Below are 18,518 nucleotides of genomic sequence, written 5' to 3' on the forward strand. Positions count from 1 at the left end.
TCAAAAAGCCGCCGGGTCGAGACTTAGAGCCGGAGCAAATGGAGTTCAATCAGCGGTTGGCCAAGGTTCGGGTCAAGGTGGAGCATCGGATTCGCTCACTGAAAATTTTTCGGATTCTGAAGGGGGTTTACCGAGGACGGCGACGACGGTTTGAGCTACGCTTACGGTTGATCGCCGCTCTTGTTAATCGGATGATTGGGGGATAATTATTTTCGCAAGAGGTCTATTAAATAGCTTGCATGGTCGCAGAGCGTGTCAGAATGGCATCAAAAAACATAGTGCAATAAAGCCTTAAGATCTATATGGATTAAATTTAATGGTTTATAGCATAAATCAGCTTAGTCTGGAATTAGTTGAAGCAAGTCTGAAACTGGCACACTATGCTGAGATTTACCCGTAAATTCACGAGCATCCATGAATAATCAATAAGCTATGCGAGGAGCTTACTATGTTAAAACGCCAATTAATGACCGTAGTTTTATTCAGCTTAGCCACTGTATTTACTCCGTTGCACGCCGATGATGTCACTGATTCCATTCAAGAAGCCTCAGAGGCTTATGCCAAAGGTGATAATGCAAAAGCGATTGAAAGTTTGAATTACGCGGTGCAATTGATTCAACAAGCTAAGGCCAAAAATTTAGAACAGCTGCTACCCCAGCCGCTCTCAGGTTGGACAGCTAACGCGGCTGAATCGACTGCGGTCGGGGCGGCGATGTTTGGAGGTGGGATCACGGTTGAAAAGCGCTACACGAAAGGGGATAGCTCGATCAGTATTCAAATTGTGACCGATTCGCCCATGCTGCAAGGGATGATGGCCTTGTTTGCTAACCCGATGTTTGCGACTTCTTCGGGGGGGAAGCTGGAAAAAGTGGCGGGGCAAAAAGCGATTTCTACTTATGATGCAGCTAATCAAGGTGGTGACTATCAATTTGCGGTTGCCAATCAATATATGGTTACCGTGAAAGGTGAAAAAGTCAGTGCCGATGAGATGGCAGCTTATGCTGAGGGTATTGATTTCAAAAAAATGGAATAAATTCAAAAAACGCGCTGATTTAGCAAGTTTCTAGCAAAACCAAGCAAAATCAAGGTAAAAAGCTTGCAAATAAAGCAAGAGATTTCGTCTGCTAAGCTTGCAGCTTGTCTAGAACTTGCTAGTCTGCAGTTGAGTTTTAATAAGGTTTAGCTAAGCTTTAACTATTGATTGACTAGTCAATCAAGATTAATGAAACTGATGGCAATCACAGCAGACAGCAGAGTCACTAGATCATGAGTATTGATAAATATAAGCAAGAAGCTGCAGCGGCTTCCTTTATTCTACGCGCTAGCTGCGAGGCCGCTCGCGGTATCGTGGCAGCGGTTACTTCCGTTTTATTTGAGCAAGGTTGCTATCTGAATGAGATGGCACAGTTTGATGATCGTGAAAGTGGGCGCTTTTTTATGCGCGCTCATGCGCAAGTTCAGATCGGTACGAGTACATTAGTAGATATACGCGAAGCCTTAAGGCCAGTGTCTGAGCGTTTTGGGATTGACTGGTCGATCCATAGTACTGCACAACCTGTCAAAGTCTTGATTATGGTGAGTAAATTCGACCATTGCTTTGATGATCTTTTATATCGGCATCATAAAGGTGAATTACCTATGCAGATTACTGCGGTGGTATCGAATCATCTGGATTTAAGGCCGATGGCTGAGCGTGAGGGCTTACGCTTTATTTATCTGCCGGTCACCAAAGAAAATAAGTTAGAGCAAGAAGTGCGCTTAATGGAAATTATTGAGCAAACTGGTACCGAGTTAGTCGTGTTAGCGCGTTATATGCAAATCCTCTCTGATAGTTTGTGTCGTGAGCTGCGCGGGCGCGCCATTAATATTCATCACTCTTTTTTACCCGGCTTTAAGGGGGCGAAACCTTATCATCAGGCCTATGAGCGTGGTGTGAAATTGATTGGGGCAACGGCACACTATGTGACCGCTGATTTAGATGAAGGCCCTATTATTGAACAGGCTGTGCAAGTGGTGGATCACTCGTATTCACCCGAGGCTTTAGTCGCAGTTGGGCGGGATACAGAAACGATTGCACTGTCAAGAGCCGTGAAACTGCATGTTGAGCATCGCGTGTTTTTAGATGGGAATAAAACCGTCATCTTTAAATAAACTCAGGCGAGTCTCGGTTTGCCAGTACAGTTTGAGGCTGGCAAAGTCGCTTTTAATATGATTGAATGCTGGCCTGATTAATGCAGATCGTGAGCATCATGCCAGCAACAATTAATTATCAAAGCCTTGCCTTAGCAGGTGTGCAGGCTTTATCGCCTTATCAACCCGGTAAACCGATTGAAGAATTAGAGCGTGAATTGGGTATTAGCCATATTCTCAAACTGGCCTCTAATGAAAATCCGCTGGGAACTAGCCCTAAAGCCTTGGCTGCTTTGGCTCAACCCTTAAAGGCTTTAGAGCTTTATCCTGATGGGAGCGGTTATCGCTTAAAAGCCGCTTTGGCAAGCAAGTTTGGCTTAGACAGTCAGCAAATTACCTTAGGCAATGGCTCTAATGATGTCTTAGAGTTAATTGCACGGGCTTTTCTGACCCAAGGGCGTTCAGCAGTTTGCTCTGAGTTTGCTTTCGCAGTTTATCCCATCGTGATTCAGGCGACAGGGGCTGAGTTGCTCATGGCTAAAGCCCATCCACCCGAGCATGCCAGCATGCCTTATGGGCATGATCTGACTAAGGTATTAGCGAAGATTCAGGATAATACGCAATTAATTTTTATCGCCAATCCGAATAATCCCACGGGTACTTGGTTAGCCAAAGCAGATTTATTGAATTTCCTTGAGCAAGTCCCTCAGCGGGTGATCGTTGTCATTGATGAGGCTTATACGGAATATGTTCAAGATGCTGAGTTTCCAAATGCTTTAGCTTGGCTAGCGCAATTCCCGAACTTGATTGTGACCCGCACCTTTTCAAAGATTTATGGTTTGGCGGGGTTAAGAGTCGGCTATGCAGCCTCGAGTGCAGAAATCGCGGATATTTTAAATCGAGTCCGCCAACCCTTTAATGTGAATGCTTTAGCGCTAGCAGCAGCCACCGCAGCTTTGGATGATGATGAGTTTTTGCAAAGTAGTGTGGCTACCAATCAAGCAGGTTTAAAGCAATGGTTGGCGGCTTGTGAGGCGCATCATTGGGAATATATGCCTACTGTTGGGAATTTCATTACCCTGAATATGCAGCGTCCAGCTGCACCGATCTATGCCGCTTTGCTGCGTGAAGGGGTGATTGTCCGCCCGATTGCTGCTTATGGTTTGCCACAGCATTTACGGATTACGATCGGTACTGAACCACAAAATCAGCGTTGTATTGACGCCTTGAAGAGGGTGCTGGCGGCGTGATTAATAAACTAGTGATTTTTGGGGTCGGCTTAATTGGTGGCTCATTAGCCTTGGCCTTGCGGGAAGCCAATTACTGTAAGCAGATTGTCGGTTGTGGTCGCAATACCGAAAATCTGCAAAAAGCCATGAAATTAGGCGTGATTGACAGTTATACCTTAGATGCCCAAGCTGCTGTGCGCGATGCAGATATGGTGTTGCTCGCAGTACCGATGGGGGCGATGCAAGCAGTCTTAGAACAGATTAAAGAGGCCTTGCCCGCCAACTGTATTCTAACCGATGCAGGTAGCACTAAAGGCTCGATTGTTGGACAAGTCCGTGAGGTGATGGGGGCGGACTATACTCAATTTGTGCCCGGCCATCCGGTTGCAGGCCGTGAGAAAAGTGGTGTAGACGCGGCAGTCGCTGATTTGTATCAAGGGCGACGAGTGATCTTAACTCCCACTCAAAACACTGACCCCAAGGCTTTAGCAGCCGTTGCAGCCATGTGGGAAGTGACGGGGGCGATGGTTGAGCAAATGCCCGTTGATTTGCATGATCAAGTCTTAGCAGCGACCAGCCATTTACCGCATGTCTTGGCTTTTTCTTTAGTGGATACTTTGCTGAATATGCCTCAGCAGGAAGATATTTTGCGTTATGCAGCAGGTGGCTTTCGTGATTTCACCCGTATAGCTTCCAGTGATCCGGTCATGTGGCGCGATATTTGTCTTTATAATGACGAAGCCATTCTCAGTATGATTCAAGCTTTGCAAACCAATCTGAGTGAGTTTGCCAAGCTCATCCGTGAACAGCATGGCGACGCCTTGTATCAGCGGATGACCAAGGCTAAACAAGCCCGCGATAACTATATTGCTCGTTTTGAACCCCTTCAATCAGCAGGACAACCTTAACGTGAGTCATCAAAATCTTCGTTTTCTAGTGCAACCCGGTGGCAAGTTAACAGGGCGGATTCGTGTGCCCGGCGATAAATCTATTTCCCATCGCTCAATTATGCTCGGTTCTTTAGCGGAAGGGATTACTCAAGTCAGTGGTTTCTTACAAGGTGAAGACTGCCTGTGTACCCTGCAGGCTTTTCGGACGATGGGGGTGCAAATTGAAGGTCCGAGTGAGGATGGCAATCTCACGATTCATGGTGTCGGCTTGCGGGGTTTAACCGCGCCCGATACAGATTTAGAGATGGGTAATTCGGGGACTTCGATGCGCTTAATGTCCGGTCTGATGAGTGGGCAGACCTTTGATGTACGCATGACGGGCGATAGCTCGCTGTCTAAGCGCCCGATGAAGCGCGTGACAGTGCCTTTAGCATTGATGGGTGCACGGATTGATGCTACCGAACAGGGGACTCCACCTTTAGAGGTGCACGGTGGCAGTACGCTTAAAGGTATTCACTATGCGATGCCGATGGCCAGTGCACAAGTAAAGTCTGCTTTATTATTAGCAGGTTTATATGCTGAAGGTGAAACCTCGGTCACTGAACCTGCTCCTACTCGTGATCATACTGAACGTATGCTGCGGGGGTTTGGCTATACGGTTCACACAGAGGGTAATCGGATTAGCCTAGAAGGGGGGGGCAAGCTGACAGCGACCGCGATTGATGTTCCCTCTGATATTTCCTCGGCCGCTTTTTTCATGGTCGGTGCGAGTATTGCCGAAGGCTCAGATTTAATGATTGAGCATGTGGGTATGAATCCAACCCGTACCGGGGTGATTGATATTTTACGCTTAATGGGCGCGAATTTAGAGCTATTGAATCTGCGGGAAGTGGGTGGTGAGCCAGTGGCAGATATTCGGGTGCGCTCAGCGAAACTACAAGGAATCCGTATTCCAGAAGAACTGGTGCCACTGGCGATTGATGAATTTCCTGTGTTATTTGTTGCAGCTTCGTGTGCGACAGGGGAAACGGTTTTGACGGGTGCTGAGGAGTTACGGGTCAAAGAAAGTGATCGAATTCAGGTGATGGCGGATGGTTTACAGGCTTGTGGGATACAGGCGCAACCGACACCTGATGGGATCATTATTCAAGGGGGGCAGCTCAGCGGTGGTCATGTGACCAGCCATAATGATCATCGGATTGCAATGTCGTTTGCGATTGCAGGTTTAGGTGCGACTAGCCCAATATTGATTCATGATTGTGCTACGGTGAATACCTCTTTTCCGGGTTTTGTTACGCTTGCCCAACAAGCAGGTTTAGGAATCACTACGGATGGAGAATAAGCAAGCTCCTGTGATCACGATTGATGGCCCAGCAGGTTCAGGTAAGGGGACGATAGCTGCTTTGCTGGCTAAGCAATTAGGCTGGTTTTTATTGGATAGTGGGGCGATTTATCGTGTCGCCGCTCACGCTGCTTTAGAGGCTAAGCTGGATTTAGAGGATGAGACGGCCTTAGTTAATTTGATTCAAAGCTTAGCGATGCGCTTTACCGACGGCAAAGTTTGGCGGAATCATCAAGAGGTCAGTCTGGCGATTCGTACTCCAGTGGTTGCGGATGCTACTTCACGGATTTCTACTTTACCGGCCGTGCGAGCCGCCTTAATAGATCAGCAGCGCGCTTTTCGCCAAGCCCCAGGATTAGTCGCGGATGGGCGTGATATGGGGACGGTTGTTTTCCCTGATGCTAAGCTTAAGGTATTTTTAACCGCTAGCCCCGAGATCCGGGCGCAAAGACGGCTTAAACAGTTGAGCGAGCAAGGAATTTATGCTAATATCGCCGCCCTTATTAGGGAGATTAAAGAGCGTGATGAACGCGATAGTAATCGCCCGATAGCCCCCTTGCGTCCAGCCGATGATGCCTTAATCATTGACAGTAGTCAGCTCAGTCCTGAAGAAGTGTTGAGTTTGATTTTGCAGTCTTATTAGACCTGCGCTGGAAAAACTATGCAGAGGCCCAGACAAGGATTGTCCGGGCTTTTTATTTTTGCCCATCATAACAGGATCGTTGTGGTGAACATTTTAAATTTACAGGTAAATGGATTCATGACTGAAAGTTTTGCAGAGCTGTTTGAAGAGAGCCTATCTTACACCCAGATGAAACCGGGTTCCTTGGTTAACGCGACGGTTATTGATGTACGCCCTGATTTCATTATTGTCAGCGCTGGCCTAAAGTCGGAAGGGGTCATTCCGGCTGAGCAGTTCAAAAACGAACGTGGTGAAGTCACTGTTCAAGTGGGCGACTTAGTTGAAGTTGCTTTAGATACAGTTGAAGATGGCTTTGGTGAGACACGCTTGTCGCGTGAAAAAGCTCGGCGGATGCGCGCTTGGGAAATTCTTGATGAAGCCTTTAAAAATGATGAGATTGTTACCGGTATTATTACTGGCAAAGTCAAAGGTGGCTTTACGGTTGAATTAAGTGATATTCGTGCTTTCTTACCGGGTTCTTTGGTCGATGTGCGTCCAGTGCGTGACACGGCTTATTTAGAAGGTAAAGAGCTCGAGTTCAAACTGATCAAATTGGATCAAAAGCGTAATAATGTTGTGGTTTCTCGCCGTGCGGTAGTTGAAGAAGAGTACAGCGCAGAACGCGAAGCTTTATTGGATAATCTCCAAGAAGGTCAAGCGGTTAAAGGTGTGGTTAAAAACCTCACTGATTATGGTGCTTTCCTTGACTTAGGTGGCATTGACGGTCTATTACACATTACAGATATGGCTTGGAAGCGTGTTAAGCATCCTTCTGAAGTGGTTAATATCGGTGATGAAATTGAAGTTAAGGTTCTTAAGTTCGATAAAGATAAAAACCGTGTATCTTTGGGCTTGAAGCAATTAGGCGAAGATCCATGGCAAGATTTAGTGCGTCGTTACCCACGCGAAACCCGTCTGTTCGGTAAAGTGAGCAACTTAACTGACTATGGTTGTTTCGTTGAGATTGAAGATGGCGTTGAAGGCTTAGTCCACGTCTCTGAAATGGATTGGACCAACAAAAACGTTAACCCAGCTAAAGTTGTGACTTTGGGTGATGAAGTTGAAGTCATGATCCTCGACATTGATGCGGATCGCCGTCGTATTTCTTTGGGTATGAAGCAATGTCAAGCGAATCCTTGGGATGAGTTTGCGACTTCGCATAACAAAGGTGATAAAGTTTCTGGCAAGATCAAGTCGATCACTGACTTCGGTATCTTCATCGGTTTAGATGGTGGTATTGATGGCTTAGTGCATTTGTCGGATATTTCTTGGAACGCACCGGGCGAAGAAGCTGTCCGTAGCTATAAGAAAGGTGATGAAGTCGAGGCGGTGGTCTTAGCCGTTGATCCAGAGCGTGAGCGTATTTCTCTGGGTATTAAGCAAATGGAGCAAGATCCGTTCTCCAATTTTGTAGCTGCACATGCCAAAGGTAGCTTTGTTAAAGGTAAAGTCGTTGAAGTGACTGCGAAATCAGCACGCATTGATTTAGGCGAAGGCATCGAAGGTATTTTACGAGCTTCTGAGTTATCACGTGATCGTGTAGAAGATGCGCGTACTTTATTAAATGAAGGCGATGAAATCGAAGCTAAATTTATGGGTGTAGATCGTAAAACTCGTGCGATTAACCTGTCTATTAAAGCTAAAGAAAATGAAGAAGAAGCCCGCACGATGAAAGAGTATACTAAGGGTTCTGCTTCAACTTCATTAGGTGATATTTTTAAAGAGCAAATGAGTGATTAATTATAATTAATCTTTCTGCTCCTTAGAATGGAATAAAATAACTTAGGTCAAGGAAGACCTTTATTCCAGATGCTAGGTAATTGCAAGTTTAGGTTTTAATTCCAGTGCAATTACCTGCATTCCCCGCTAGAATTATAAAATTTCAAATTCAGATAAATAAGCTTCAGGAGCGTAACGGATGACCAAATCTGAAATCATTGATATTCTCACCCGTAAACAAAGTCACCTCAGTAGTAAAGATGTCGAACTTGCAATTAAATTATTGTTAGAGTCGATGAGTGAAACTTTATCTTCAGGTGGGCGGATTGAAATTCGGGGCTTTGGTAGTTTTTCCTTGCACCACCGGACGGCGCGTAAAGGGCGCAATCCTAAAACGGGTGATCAAGTCAGCTTACCCCCTAAATTTGTACCTCATTTCAAGCCGGGTAAGGAATTACGCGAGCGTGTGAATACCTCACGTCAACATCATGTTATCCAAGACTAATTTTTTCTTGTTACCTAGCGCTGTATTTCTTTACTCCTTAGGAGGCTTTTTAGCCTCCTTAGTTATTTATATATGTTAGAGATATGTTAGAAATTCTCTTTCTTTTATTACCCTTGGCTTTCTATTCGGGTTGGCGCACCGCCTATAAAAAAAATCGTTCTAATCAAAACAATTCGAATGAAGTTTCTACCCGTTTTGTACAGGGGATTAATTTTCTATTGAATGAGGAGCCTGATAAGGCCTTAGATATTTTTTTAGAAGCACCAAGTCTGGATGCCCAAGCCGCAGAAACCTTTCTCGCTTTGGGGAAAATGTTTCGCAATCGTGGAGAAGTGAACCGCGCTTTGCGCTTGCATCAGCACTTAGTAGCGCGGCCTGATTTAACGAATACACAACGTCAAGCTGCTATGTTAGCCTTAGGCGAGGATTTTTTTGCGGCAGGTTTATTGGATCGAGCAGAAAGTGTATTTAATGAATTATTAAAAACCTATCCAAAAAACACCGCTGCCTGTATGCCATTACGGCGTATTTATGAGCAATTACATGAGTGGGAACAAGCCTTCGAATTAACAGAATGCTCAGTGGTCGATAAGGCCGAGCGTACTCAGTTAATGGCACATTACTTATGTGAACAAGTAGAAGAGTTATTAGTTAAAAAGCAATTATTTCAAGCCGATGAAAAGCTAAAAAAAGCTTTGAGTATTTATCCGCAATCTGCCCGTGTACAAACTTTGTTAGCTGAGCTGGCTTTAGCTCGAGGTGAGCGGCGAGCTGCTTTAAGCTATTTCCGCCAAGCTTTGATCTATGATCAACGCTTATTGACCTCATTGGTTAAACGCCTGCTCACAGTGTTCACCCAAACGCTTGAATTGCAGCAATTGTATGAAGTGGTGAGTACCGAGTATCGACGTGCACCGGATGCTAAAATGTTACCTTCCTTGGCGGCGATTGCACAAGAAATAGGGCAGGGCCGGAGTTTAATCCCTTTGATGCATCAACATTTGCAGCAGGATGTGGGCAATGTACAGACCATTGCTTGTGCCGCCCGTTATTTGACTCATGAGACTAGCTCTGAAACCCAACCGATTTTAGCTGAGGTAAGTTTAGCCTTAGGGCGGCTCGCAAGTACGTTGCCACGCTTTCAATGTGCAAATTGTGGGTATAAATTACATGAATATGTGTGGCGCTGTCCGGCCTGTCATCATTGGGACTCGGTGCAGAGCCAGTGAGTCGATTTACGAATTAGAAAGGAGTGATTGGTGAGCAGTCGATTAATTATTGCTTTAGATTTTGCTTCTGCAGAGTTAGCCCTGAATTTTACTCAGCAGCTTGCTCCACAGGATGCTAAGTTAAAGGTTGGTTTTGAATTATTTGTTGCCGCAGGCCCCGACTTCGTGCGTAAACTGGTGGATCAAGGTTTTGAAGTCTTTCTCGATTTAAAATTCCATGATATTCCCAATACCGTCGCGGCAGCCTGTCAATCCGCAGCTAAGCTCGGTGTGTGGATGCTTAATGTGCATGCCTTGGGTGGGGATAAGATGATGTTGGCGGCTCGGGAGTCTATCGCTGGTTTAGTAAAGCCACCGAAGCTGATTGCAGTCACCGTATTGACTTCGATGGATCAAGCGCAATTAGCGAAATTAAATATTAGTCAAGCGCCGTTTGAGCAAGTCAGTCACCTAGCAGCTCTGACACAAGCTTGTGGGTTAGATGGAGTGGTTTGTTCGGCTCAAGAGGCTCAGCAGCTTAAGCAGCAATGTGGCGGTGAGTTTTTATTAGTGACTCCGGGGATTCGTCCCTTAGGTAGTCAATCCGATGATCAAACTCGTATTCTTACGCCTTTGGCAGCGCGGCAGTTGGGGGTTGATTATGTGGTAGTGGGGCGGCCGATTACACAGTCTAAAACACCGCTTGCAGTAATTAAGGCAATTAACCAAGATTTAGCAGAGTGAAGACCAGAGTTGAAAATGAGTCATGACTAGTCATTGGCCTGATTGCACTGCTACTATGCAAGCATCAAGTTCTCTTGACCATACTCGGTAAAGAGCCTTAGCTAGCTGGTTTATTCTGGAGGAGGATATTTATGAACTTAGCTTTATCTATGCGTAAAACTTTATTAACTAGCGCAGTCGCTATGACTTTAAGTTTAAGCGCCTTACCTGCTCAGGCTGAGCAATTCATCAATGTATTGACGGGGGGAACTTCCGGGGTTTATTACCCATTAGGGGTGGCTCTAGCCAAAATTTATGGTGAAAAAATTCCTGAGGTGCGTACTCAAGTTCAAGCAACGAAAGCTTCCGTAGAAAACCTCAATTTATTGCAGCAAGGTAAAGGTGAAATTGCTCTAGCCTTGGGGGATTCTGTGAAACTTGCTTGGGAGGGTACACGGATGCAGGTTTTAAAGGCAAGCTGGATAAATTACGGGGTTTGGCGGCCGTCTATCCAAACTATATCCAAATTGTGGCGGCTAAAGAGGCGAAGATAAATTCCTTAGCTGACTTGAAAGGTAAAAGTTTGTCTGTGGGGGCGGCAAAATCCGGGACAGAGTTAAATGCTCGGGCTATTTTTGCAGCAGCAGGGATGGCTTATGGTGATTTAGCCAAAACAGAATATTTACCTTTTGCTGAGTCCGTCGAGCTGATTAAAAATCGTCAACTTGACTCGACTTTACAGTCGGCGGGTTTAGGTGTGGCTTCACTCAAAGATTTATCAACCTCATTTGAGGTCAATCTTGTGGCTGTGCCTGCTGATATAGCGGCTAAACTAGGTGCGCCTTATATTGCTAGTAGCATTCCTGCAGGTACTTATCAAGGCCAAGAGCAGGCGGTTGAGACGGTGGCGGTGATTAATTATTTAGTCACTCATGCTGAAGTTTCGGATGAAATGGCTTATCAAATGACCAAGCTTATGTTTGAAAATCTAGCTGAAATGGAAGCTGCTCACAAAGCGGCTAAAGACATTAAGTTGGAAAAAGCACTCGAAGGGATGCCAATTCCTTTGCATCCGGGTGCTGAAAAGTTCTATAAAGAAAAAGGCTTAATGTAAGACCTAAGACCTTAGGCTATTAAGGCCACGCTCTCAGAAGAGCTAGTTGATCCTAGCTCTTCTTTTGCTTGAAACGGAGAGGTCACCATGCAGCATACTGCTCCAGCACTTCCGGCTAATTCCCTGATTGATCATCCTTTAGAAACGACTTTTCCACCGAATCAGCAAGGTCGGCTGTTGTTTTGGTTTGCAGTTGCGTTTTCAGCGTTTCAAGTGCTAACCGCTGCGCATTTGATTGACCTACCGAGTCAAATTATCAGAGCTGTGCATGTTGGCTTTTTATTATTACTGATTTTCCCTTTAGTGGCGCATGCACGCAGAGTGTCTGGTACTTGGATAAGGGTGGCTTGGTTATTAGCGGCAGCTGGAGTTGCAGTAGCTTGCTATCAGACCCTTGAATACACTGCCTTGCTGACTCGTGCCGGTGATCCTTTGCCTAGAGATATTGGGATCGGTGTGATTTCATTAGCGTTGATCTTCCTAGCGACTTGGCTAAGTATGGGACCTGCACTTCCTTTGATTGCAGGGTTATTTTTGTCTTATTGCTTATTCGGTGAGTATTTGCCTGCACCACTGAATCATCGTGGTTATGATTTTGCCCAAGTCATTGATCACATGGCCTATGGTACTGAAGGCATTTATGGTATCCCGATTTTTGTTTCTTCCTCTTATATTTTTCTATTTATTCTATTCGGTGCCTTCTTAGAAAAAGCCGGCATGATTAAGTTGTTTACGGATGTTTCTTTAGGCTTAGTCGGGCATTTGCAAGGTGGCCCCGCTAAAGTTGCTGTGTTTTCATCGGCTTTAATGGGGACTATTTCAGGTTCAGGAGTCGCCAATGTAGTGACTACTGGGCAATTTACGATTCCGCTCATGAAAAAATTCGGTTATCGCTCCGCTTTTGCTGGGGGCGTGGAAGCAACGGCTTCGATGGGTGGGCAATTAATGCCACCTGTGATGGGAGCAGTGGCCTTTATCATGGCCGAAACCTTAGGGGTGGAGTATTACGAAATTGTCAAAGCGGCGATTATTCCAGCTATCCTTTATTATCTAGCGGCTTTTTGGATTGTACATTTAGAAGCAGGCCGACATGGTTTACAGGGCGTGGCTAAGAGTGAGTTACCTTCCGCTTGGCAAGCGATTCGCTCACAATGGTTTTTGACTTTGCCTCTGATCGGTTTAATTATTTTACTCTTTTCTGGTTATACCCCCTTATTTGCAGGCACTGTGGGTTTGGCTTTAACCGTGATGCTAATTTTAGGTGGTTCGATTGCTTTAAGTTTACCTGCAGGTGTGATTCGAATTATTTTTTGGATCGGCCTTGGACTAACCACAGCTGCTTTTTTTGAATGGGGTATCAAGGTAGTCGCAGTCACCATTTTGCTCTTAATTGCTTGGAATGCATGGACTAAAGGGGGGCGAAAAACCCTCGGTATCTGTCTTGATTCTTTAGCAGAAGGCGCTAAAACGGCACTACCTGTGGGAATTGCCTGTGCCATCGTTGGGATTGTGATTGGTACGATGACTTTGACAGGAGCAGCCAATACGTTTGGGCAGTTTATTGTTTCAGTCGGGGATCAGAGCCTATTTCTATCTTTATTGCTAACCATGCTAACTTGTTTGATCCTAGGGATGGGGATTCCGACGATTCCTAATTATATTATTACGGCTTCGATTGCAGGGCCTGCTTTATTAGAGCTGGGTGTTCCTTTAATCGTCAGCCACATGTTTGTATTTTATTTTGGTATTCTGGCCGATTTGACTCCACCAGTTGCCTTAGCCTGTTTTGCCGCCGCCCCGATCGCAAAAGCCAACGGTCTTAGTATTTCAATCGAAGCCATTAAAGTCGCTGCAGCGGGGTTTGTCGTACCGTTCATGGCGGTCTATTCGCCAGCCTTAATGTTGCAAGAAGGCCATGTAATCAGTGTCGCTTATATTGTTTTGAAGGCGGTATTGGCGATTGGATTGTGGGGATTTGCAGTCATTGGTTATTGGCGTACTCGGTTGAATTGGGCTGAGCGTTTGTGGGCATTGCTGGCTGCATTTTTCTTAGTGGCTGCTTTGCCGATTACTGATGAAATTGGCTTGGTATTGACGGCATTGTTCACGATTTGGCTTTGGTTCAAACAAGGCAAATCGACTGTCAAGATTTGATATGAGTTTATGTGTGGCGGCGGCGGGCAAAACAATACTATTGGTGGCTACTTCTTTCAATCTTAGTTGGACGCATTCAGTTGAAAAAGTGACTTGGCAAGAGGATTGGCAAGTCAATGCGGCCGGTTTGAGTTTATTAACTGCGCGAGTCAAAGGTTCTGGGGCAGGGATGGAACCTGGAGAAGGCGCGATCCTGCGGCAGGGTTGGTGGGAGTGGCAACCGAAGTTAGCACCTCAGCAGGAATTAGTATTAGCTGCTTCAGGCGCAACGAGTAGTGGCTGGCGCTTATGTATCGAGGATGGTTTTGCTTATTGCCTCGATTTAGCCCAAGAACCTACCGAAGCGATTAAGTTATGGAGTTGTAGCGCCTTGCCGAGTTGATGGTGTTGTTTTGTCCCTATAATTCTTATATTTTATGTTATGTAAAATTAAATAACTTTAAAAACCATCTTAACTAAAATTAAAAAACCTCTAAAAAACTACCAAGTCTTAGCTGATTTTAATAACTGATGAGCTTCTGCTTGCAGCTTGCCGCGTGAAAACAGTAATTTCCAGCGGTCACCGCCCGCTTGACGCCACAATAAAGCGGCACGGATACCAGCCAATAGCAAAACTCGAATTTTGGCCGCATTATCAGGATTGGCTAGATGCTGCTGCTCGCCTTTAATAATAATCCGTGGACCAATTTTACTAATGGTCTGGGTATAAAGTTCAGCTAGGCGTGCCACCATATTAGGGTGGGTCAGTGGGAAAAATTCGAGCTGTTGTTGTGCAGATTCAATCCCTTGCAAAACAGTACGAAAAGTTGTTTGGTCGTTCGTTAATTTCTTCTCAAGATAGAGCAAGTTGACCGCATAGCGGGTAGCTTCTAGATTTTTAGGTTTACCTTCTGGAGTAAGACGAGCTGCACCTAGTTGGTGCAATAAAACCTCTAAGCCCGTTTTTAAGCCAGTGATACCACCGTATAAATCCTCAAGCTCATTAGGACTTTCCATGAGTAAGCTATTAACACCTTGAGTCAGTAACTCGGTATTCACCTGACCTGTTGTGGCGATTTGGTTAACACCCTCCACACTTTGAAATAAAGCAGCGAGAGCGAGCGTTCGGTTTCTATTATTGGCTTGCACAGTTCTTATCTGGAGTTGGGTAGGGAAAAAGATAGATATAATTAAATCTTAAAAAGATCAAGTAGAGTGAGGTAGATTTAAGGACATTTAACCTGCATTGCATCAATAACCCCGCCCCCTAAACATATTTCATCTTGATAAAACACGATCGACTGCCCGGGAGTAATAGCGCGTTGTGCTTGTTCAAAGCAGACTTTGGTTAAATCACCGACTAACTCAACACAGCAATTTTGTAGAGCTTGACGGTGGCGAATACGCGCTTGACAGTGAAAACTTTTATCAGGAGCTTGCCCCGCTACCCAATGTAATTGGCTAGCCCACAATAAAGCGTTCAACAAAAAGTCATTCTGATTACCTTGGGCAACGACTAATTCATTGCTCTCTAAGTTTTTTTCAATCACAAACCAAGGAGCTTCAGAGGCATCCTTACGCCCACCAATGCCCAAGCCTTGACGTTGCCCTAGGGTATAATACATCAAGCCATGATGCTCACCTAAAGCCCTTCCATCATGGCTAACAATGACGCCGGGTTGTGCGGGTAAAAACCGTTGTAGAAAATCCCGAAATTTACGTTCCCCAATAAAACAAATACCCGTACTGTCTTTTTTTCGTGCAGTGCTCAAGCCTCGGCTTTCAGCGAGTTGACGTACTTGAGTTTTAGGTAAATGCCCAATCGGGAACAAGCTATGTTGCAATTGAGCTTGTTGTAAGGTGTAGAGAAAATAGGTTTGATCTTTATTCTCATCCACTCCCTTGAGCATTTGGATCGAACCATTCGCTAACCTCTGTGTGCGTGCATAATGCCCAGTGGCAATGAACTCAGCCCCCATGTCTAAAGCAAACTCTAAAAAAGCTTTAAACTTGATTTCTTTATTACACATAATATCAGGATTAGGGGTACGCCCGGCTTGGTATTCCTGCAGAAAATAAGTGAAAACCTGCTCCCAATATTCACTGGCAAAATTCACTGTATGCAAACGAATATCGAGTTGATCAGCCACTGATTGCGCATCAGCTAAATCAACGGCGGCTGAACAATACTCTGCGGTATCGTCCTCTTCCCAATTCTTCATGAACAAGCCTTCGACTTGATAGCCTTGTTCTAATAATAATAAAGCAGCCACAGAGGAATCCACGCCCCCTGATAAGCCCACTATGACACGCGGTTTCATCGAGTAAATACTAAACTGTCTAAGGGCAAACGTTGCCCTGATTGATAAAGATGGATGGCTTGAAAAACCAAATCACTACGCGGACTCAGCCGTGGATGCGCTAGAATTTCAGCAGGGGTCAGCCAGTGTGTAGCAATAATATCACTATCTGTCTGATAATTAGCGACCTTCTCCAACAGTTGGCCGGTAAAGGTGAAGCGTAGATAAACTCGCTCAGGGTCGTCAGAGTTCAGCATCAACACGCCTAATAGCGCCGTCGGCTCAAAACGATAACCGGTTTCTTCTAAGGTTTCACGCTTAACCGCTTCGATCAAACTTTCACCGTACTCAAGATGGCCTGCAGGTTGATTAATTACCTGCACCCCGTTGATGATTTCTTCGACCAACAAAAAACGGCCTGCTTGCTCGATAACACTGGCGACTACCACTCGGGGTTTCCAGACCATGACTTCAGTTTCCTAGTTACTTGGTTAATCAGGTAATCACTGTTCATCCCTCAATTCTAGCGTTTTTAGCCCCAACAGACACTGAGAAATGCTGCCCCTTCAGGCAGAGATTGTTTTATAATGCAGGCGCGCTTGGGAAATCAAATAATTCAGGAGAACTTTAAGTCAATGTATAAACACATTAAAGTGCCAACTAGCGGTCAGAAAATTACGACTAATCCCGATTTTTCACTCAGTGTTCCCGATCAACCGATTATTCCTTTCGTTGAAGGCGATGGCATCGGGGTGGACATTACCCCCGTGATGATCAAGGTCATCGACACTGCAGTGGAGCGTGCTTATGGCGGCAAGCGCCAGATCCAATGGATGGAAATCTATGCGGGCGAAAAGGCCAATACTATCTATGGCGAGGATATTTGGCTACCTGAAGAGACTATTAAAGCTGTTAAAGACTTTGTAGTCTCAATCAAAGGACCATTAACGACGCCCGTCGGTGGTGGGATCCGCTCTTTGAATGTGAAATTACGCCAAGATTTAGACTTATATGTCTGTTTACGCCCTGTGCGTTACTATCCGGGTACGCCAAGCCCAGTACGTGAACCTGAAAAGACCAATATGGTGATCTTCCGCGAAAACGCCGAAGATATTTATGCAGGGATTGAATGGAGCGCAGATTCGGCCGAAGCAAAGAAAGTGATTGATTTTTTAATCCATGAAATGGGTGTGACTAAAATCCGCTTTCCAGAAACTTCTGGTATTGGTGTCAAGCCTGTTTCTTCCGAGGGCACTAAGCGCTTAGTGCGTAAAGCGATTCAATATACGGTGGATAATGACTTACCTTCGATGACCTTAGTGCATAAAGGTAATATTATGAAATTTACCGAGGGTGGCTTCAAAACTTGGGGTTATGAGCTGGCCAAAGAAGAATTTGGTGCAGTTGAAATCAAGGGTGGACCGTGGTGTTCATTCAAAAACCCCAGAACGGGCAGCGAAATTATCATTAAAGATGTGATCGCTGATAATTTTCTCCAGCAAATCTTGTTGCGCCCTGAAGAATATTCGGTGGTAGCGACCTTGAATTTGAATGGTGATTATATTTCAGACGCACTCGCCGCACAGGTTGGCGGGATTGGTATCGCCCCCGGTGCGAATATGTCTGATACTGTTGCGATGTTTGAAGCCACTCATGGTACAGCCCCGACTTTCGCTGGCCAAGATAGAGTGAACCCAAGCTCGCTGATCTTGTCAGCAGAGATGATGCTACGTCATATGGGATGGGTAGAGGCTGCTGATTTAGTGATTAAAGGCGTGGAAGGTGCGATTGCCTCAGGGCGGGTGACCTTTGACTTTGCACGCTTGATTGATACGGCTGAAGAAGTCAGTTGCTCAGAATTTGGTGATAATATCATTGAGCATATGTGAAAATAGGCGTGAACGCCTGATGGATCATCATATTGATACGGCTATTGTAATGAGTACTTCAATACTTAAGGTATAAGGTACTTCTCTTCTCCTTGAGAATAGTGTGATTAACCGCACTATTCTCAAGGTTCAGCCACCTCTTTAGCGATTCAAGTGCTATTTATCTTTCCCCACTTTACTTTCTGACTTTCATCCCAATAATGAACAAATACCCAAGCCTAAGTCAGGAATAATGACAAGGGCTAATGAATTCAGTTAACTAGCTCATCACTCGCTAAGCTTAACTGTGAACTAGGTTAATTCGGAGTTGCATTTTTAATGGCAGGCAAAGACAAGCAAGGTTCAGGTGAGCATGATTCTGGTGTAGCGGTACAGGACAGCCGTCCGAAGGTGAAGGAACCCGCACGTTTTAAAGTTATACTTTTAAACGATGACTTCACACCCATGGACTTTGTGATTGACGTGTTGCAAATCTTTTTTAGGTTAGATCATGAAACCGCAACTCGCGTTATGTTACACGTCCACACCCGTGGCAAGGGAGTTTGTGGAGTTTATACACGTGACATCGCAGAGACCAAAGTCGCTCAAGTAAACCGCTATTCACGTGAGAATCAGCATCCGCTACTCTGTACGATGGAAGAGGCATAAGGGACG

Annotated in this window: 18 protein-coding genes and 1 pseudogene; 16 read left to right on the plus strand and 3 right to left on the minus strand. The window is 45.2% G+C overall.

Annotation, left to right across the window (positions count from 1 at the left end):
- The 14 genes and pseudogenes from B5D50_RS03885 to B5D50_RS03950 all read left to right on the plus strand — a co-directional run.
- A partial coding sequence (locus tag B5D50_RS03885) for a transposase family protein (protein ID WP_143594243.1) occupies window positions 1-206 on the plus strand: 206 nt, incomplete at its 5' end.
- Between the two features lie 242 nt (window positions 207-448).
- A complete protein-coding gene (locus tag B5D50_RS03890; RefSeq protein ID WP_078921274.1) occupies window positions 449-1,033 on the plus strand; it encodes a hypothetical protein in 585 nt (194 codons plus the stop codon).
- Window positions 1,034-1,266: 233 nt separating this feature from the next.
- Complete coding sequence (gene purU, locus B5D50_RS03895; protein WP_078921275.1) at window positions 1,267-2,151, plus strand: formyltetrahydrofolate deformylase; 885 nt, start codon at window positions 1,267-1,269, stop codon at window positions 2,149-2,151.
- A 98-nt stretch (window positions 2,152-2,249) separates the two neighbouring features.
- Entirely contained in the window at window positions 2,250-3,380 is a 1,131-nt protein-coding gene (hisC, locus tag B5D50_RS03900; RefSeq protein WP_078921276.1) for a histidinol-phosphate transaminase, read from the plus strand.
- Window positions 3,377-4,267, plus strand: coding sequence for a prephenate dehydrogenase (locus B5D50_RS03905; RefSeq protein WP_078921277.1), 891 nt, complete (start codon window positions 3,377-3,379; stop codon window positions 4,265-4,267). The genes hisC and B5D50_RS03905 overlap by 4 nt, the downstream gene beginning before the upstream one ends.
- 1 nt (window position 4,268) lies before the next feature.
- A complete protein-coding gene (gene aroA / locus B5D50_RS03910) occupies window positions 4,269-5,591 on the plus strand; it encodes a 3-phosphoshikimate 1-carboxyvinyltransferase (RefSeq protein WP_078921278.1) in 1,323 nt (440 codons plus the stop codon).
- Entirely contained in the window at window positions 5,581-6,234 is a 654-nt protein-coding gene (gene cmk / locus B5D50_RS03915) for a (d)CMP kinase (RefSeq protein ID WP_078921279.1), read from the plus strand. Before aroA ends, cmk begins: the two co-directional genes overlap by 11 nt.
- Before the next feature lie 117 nt (window positions 6,235-6,351).
- Window positions 6,352-8,013: a 30S ribosomal protein S1 gene (rpsA, locus tag B5D50_RS03920; protein WP_078921280.1), complete on the plus strand. Its 1,662-nt coding sequence runs from the start codon at window positions 6,352-6,354 to the stop codon at window positions 8,011-8,013.
- 178 nt (window positions 8,014-8,191) lie between these two features.
- On the plus strand, window positions 8,192-8,497 hold the full coding sequence (locus B5D50_RS03925) for an integration host factor subunit beta (protein WP_078921281.1): 306 nt from the start codon (window positions 8,192-8,194) through the stop codon (window positions 8,495-8,497).
- Window positions 8,498-8,580: 83 nt separating this feature from the next.
- Entirely contained in the window at window positions 8,581-9,726 is a 1,146-nt protein-coding gene (locus B5D50_RS03930; protein ID WP_078921282.1) for a tetratricopeptide repeat protein, read from the plus strand.
- A gap of 30 nt (window positions 9,727-9,756) precedes the next feature.
- Entirely contained in the window at window positions 9,757-10,449 is a 693-nt protein-coding gene (gene pyrF, locus B5D50_RS03935) for an orotidine-5'-phosphate decarboxylase (protein WP_078921283.1), read from the plus strand.
- A gap of 182 nt (window positions 10,450-10,631) precedes the next feature.
- Window positions 10,632-11,542: pseudogene (locus B5D50_RS03940) on the plus strand (TAXI family TRAP transporter solute-binding subunit).
- Between the two features lie 87 nt (window positions 11,543-11,629).
- Window positions 11,630-13,696, plus strand: a complete 2,067-nt coding sequence (locus B5D50_RS03945; RefSeq protein WP_078921284.1) for a TRAP transporter permease — start codon at window positions 11,630-11,632, stop codon at window positions 13,694-13,696.
- A 1-nt stretch (window position 13,697) separates the two neighbouring features.
- Window positions 13,698-14,078: a DUF1850 domain-containing protein gene (locus tag B5D50_RS03950; RefSeq protein WP_078921285.1), complete on the plus strand. Its 381-nt coding sequence runs from the start codon at window positions 13,698-13,700 to the stop codon at window positions 14,076-14,078.
- A 98-nt stretch (window positions 14,079-14,176) separates the two neighbouring features.
- Here the strand turns inward: B5D50_RS03950 and hflD are convergent, their stop codons facing one another.
- From hflD to B5D50_RS03965, 3 genes are all read right to left on the minus strand, one after another.
- Window positions 14,177-14,824: a high frequency lysogenization protein HflD gene (gene hflD, locus B5D50_RS03955; RefSeq protein WP_078921286.1), complete on the minus strand. Its 648-nt coding sequence runs from the start codon at window positions 14,822-14,824 to the stop codon at window positions 14,177-14,179.
- 77 nt (window positions 14,825-14,901) lie between these two features.
- The gene (gene mnmA, locus B5D50_RS03960; RefSeq protein WP_078921287.1) at window positions 14,902-15,996 is read right to left on the minus strand and encodes a tRNA 2-thiouridine(34) synthase MnmA; all 1,095 of its coding nucleotides are present in this window, start codon (window positions 15,994-15,996) and stop codon (window positions 14,902-14,904) included.
- On the minus strand, window positions 15,993-16,442 hold the full coding sequence (locus tag B5D50_RS03965; RefSeq protein WP_078921288.1) for an NUDIX hydrolase: 450 nt from the start codon (window positions 16,440-16,442) through the stop codon (window positions 15,993-15,995). Before B5D50_RS03965 ends, mnmA begins: the two co-directional genes overlap by 4 nt.
- 168 nt (window positions 16,443-16,610) lie before the next feature.
- Here B5D50_RS03965 and icd point away from each other — a divergent pair, with 168 nt between their 5' ends.
- On the plus strand, window positions 16,611-17,864 hold the full coding sequence (gene icd, locus B5D50_RS03970; protein WP_078921289.1) for an NADP-dependent isocitrate dehydrogenase: 1,254 nt from the start codon (window positions 16,611-16,613) through the stop codon (window positions 17,862-17,864).
- A 318-nt stretch (window positions 17,865-18,182) separates the two neighbouring features.
- Window positions 18,183-18,512 carry an ATP-dependent Clp protease adapter ClpS gene (gene clpS, locus B5D50_RS03975; RefSeq protein ID WP_078921290.1) on the plus strand — a complete coding sequence of 110 codons (330 nt, stop codon included), beginning with the start codon at window positions 18,183-18,185 and terminating at the stop codon, window positions 18,510-18,512.
- The last annotated feature ends 6 nt before the right edge of the window (window positions 18,513-18,518 follow it).

It is taken from the genome of Thiothrix eikelboomii (assembly GCF_900167255.1).
GTDB classification, from domain to species: domain Bacteria; phylum Pseudomonadota; class Gammaproteobacteria; order Thiotrichales; family Thiotrichaceae; genus Thiolinea; species Thiolinea eikelboomii.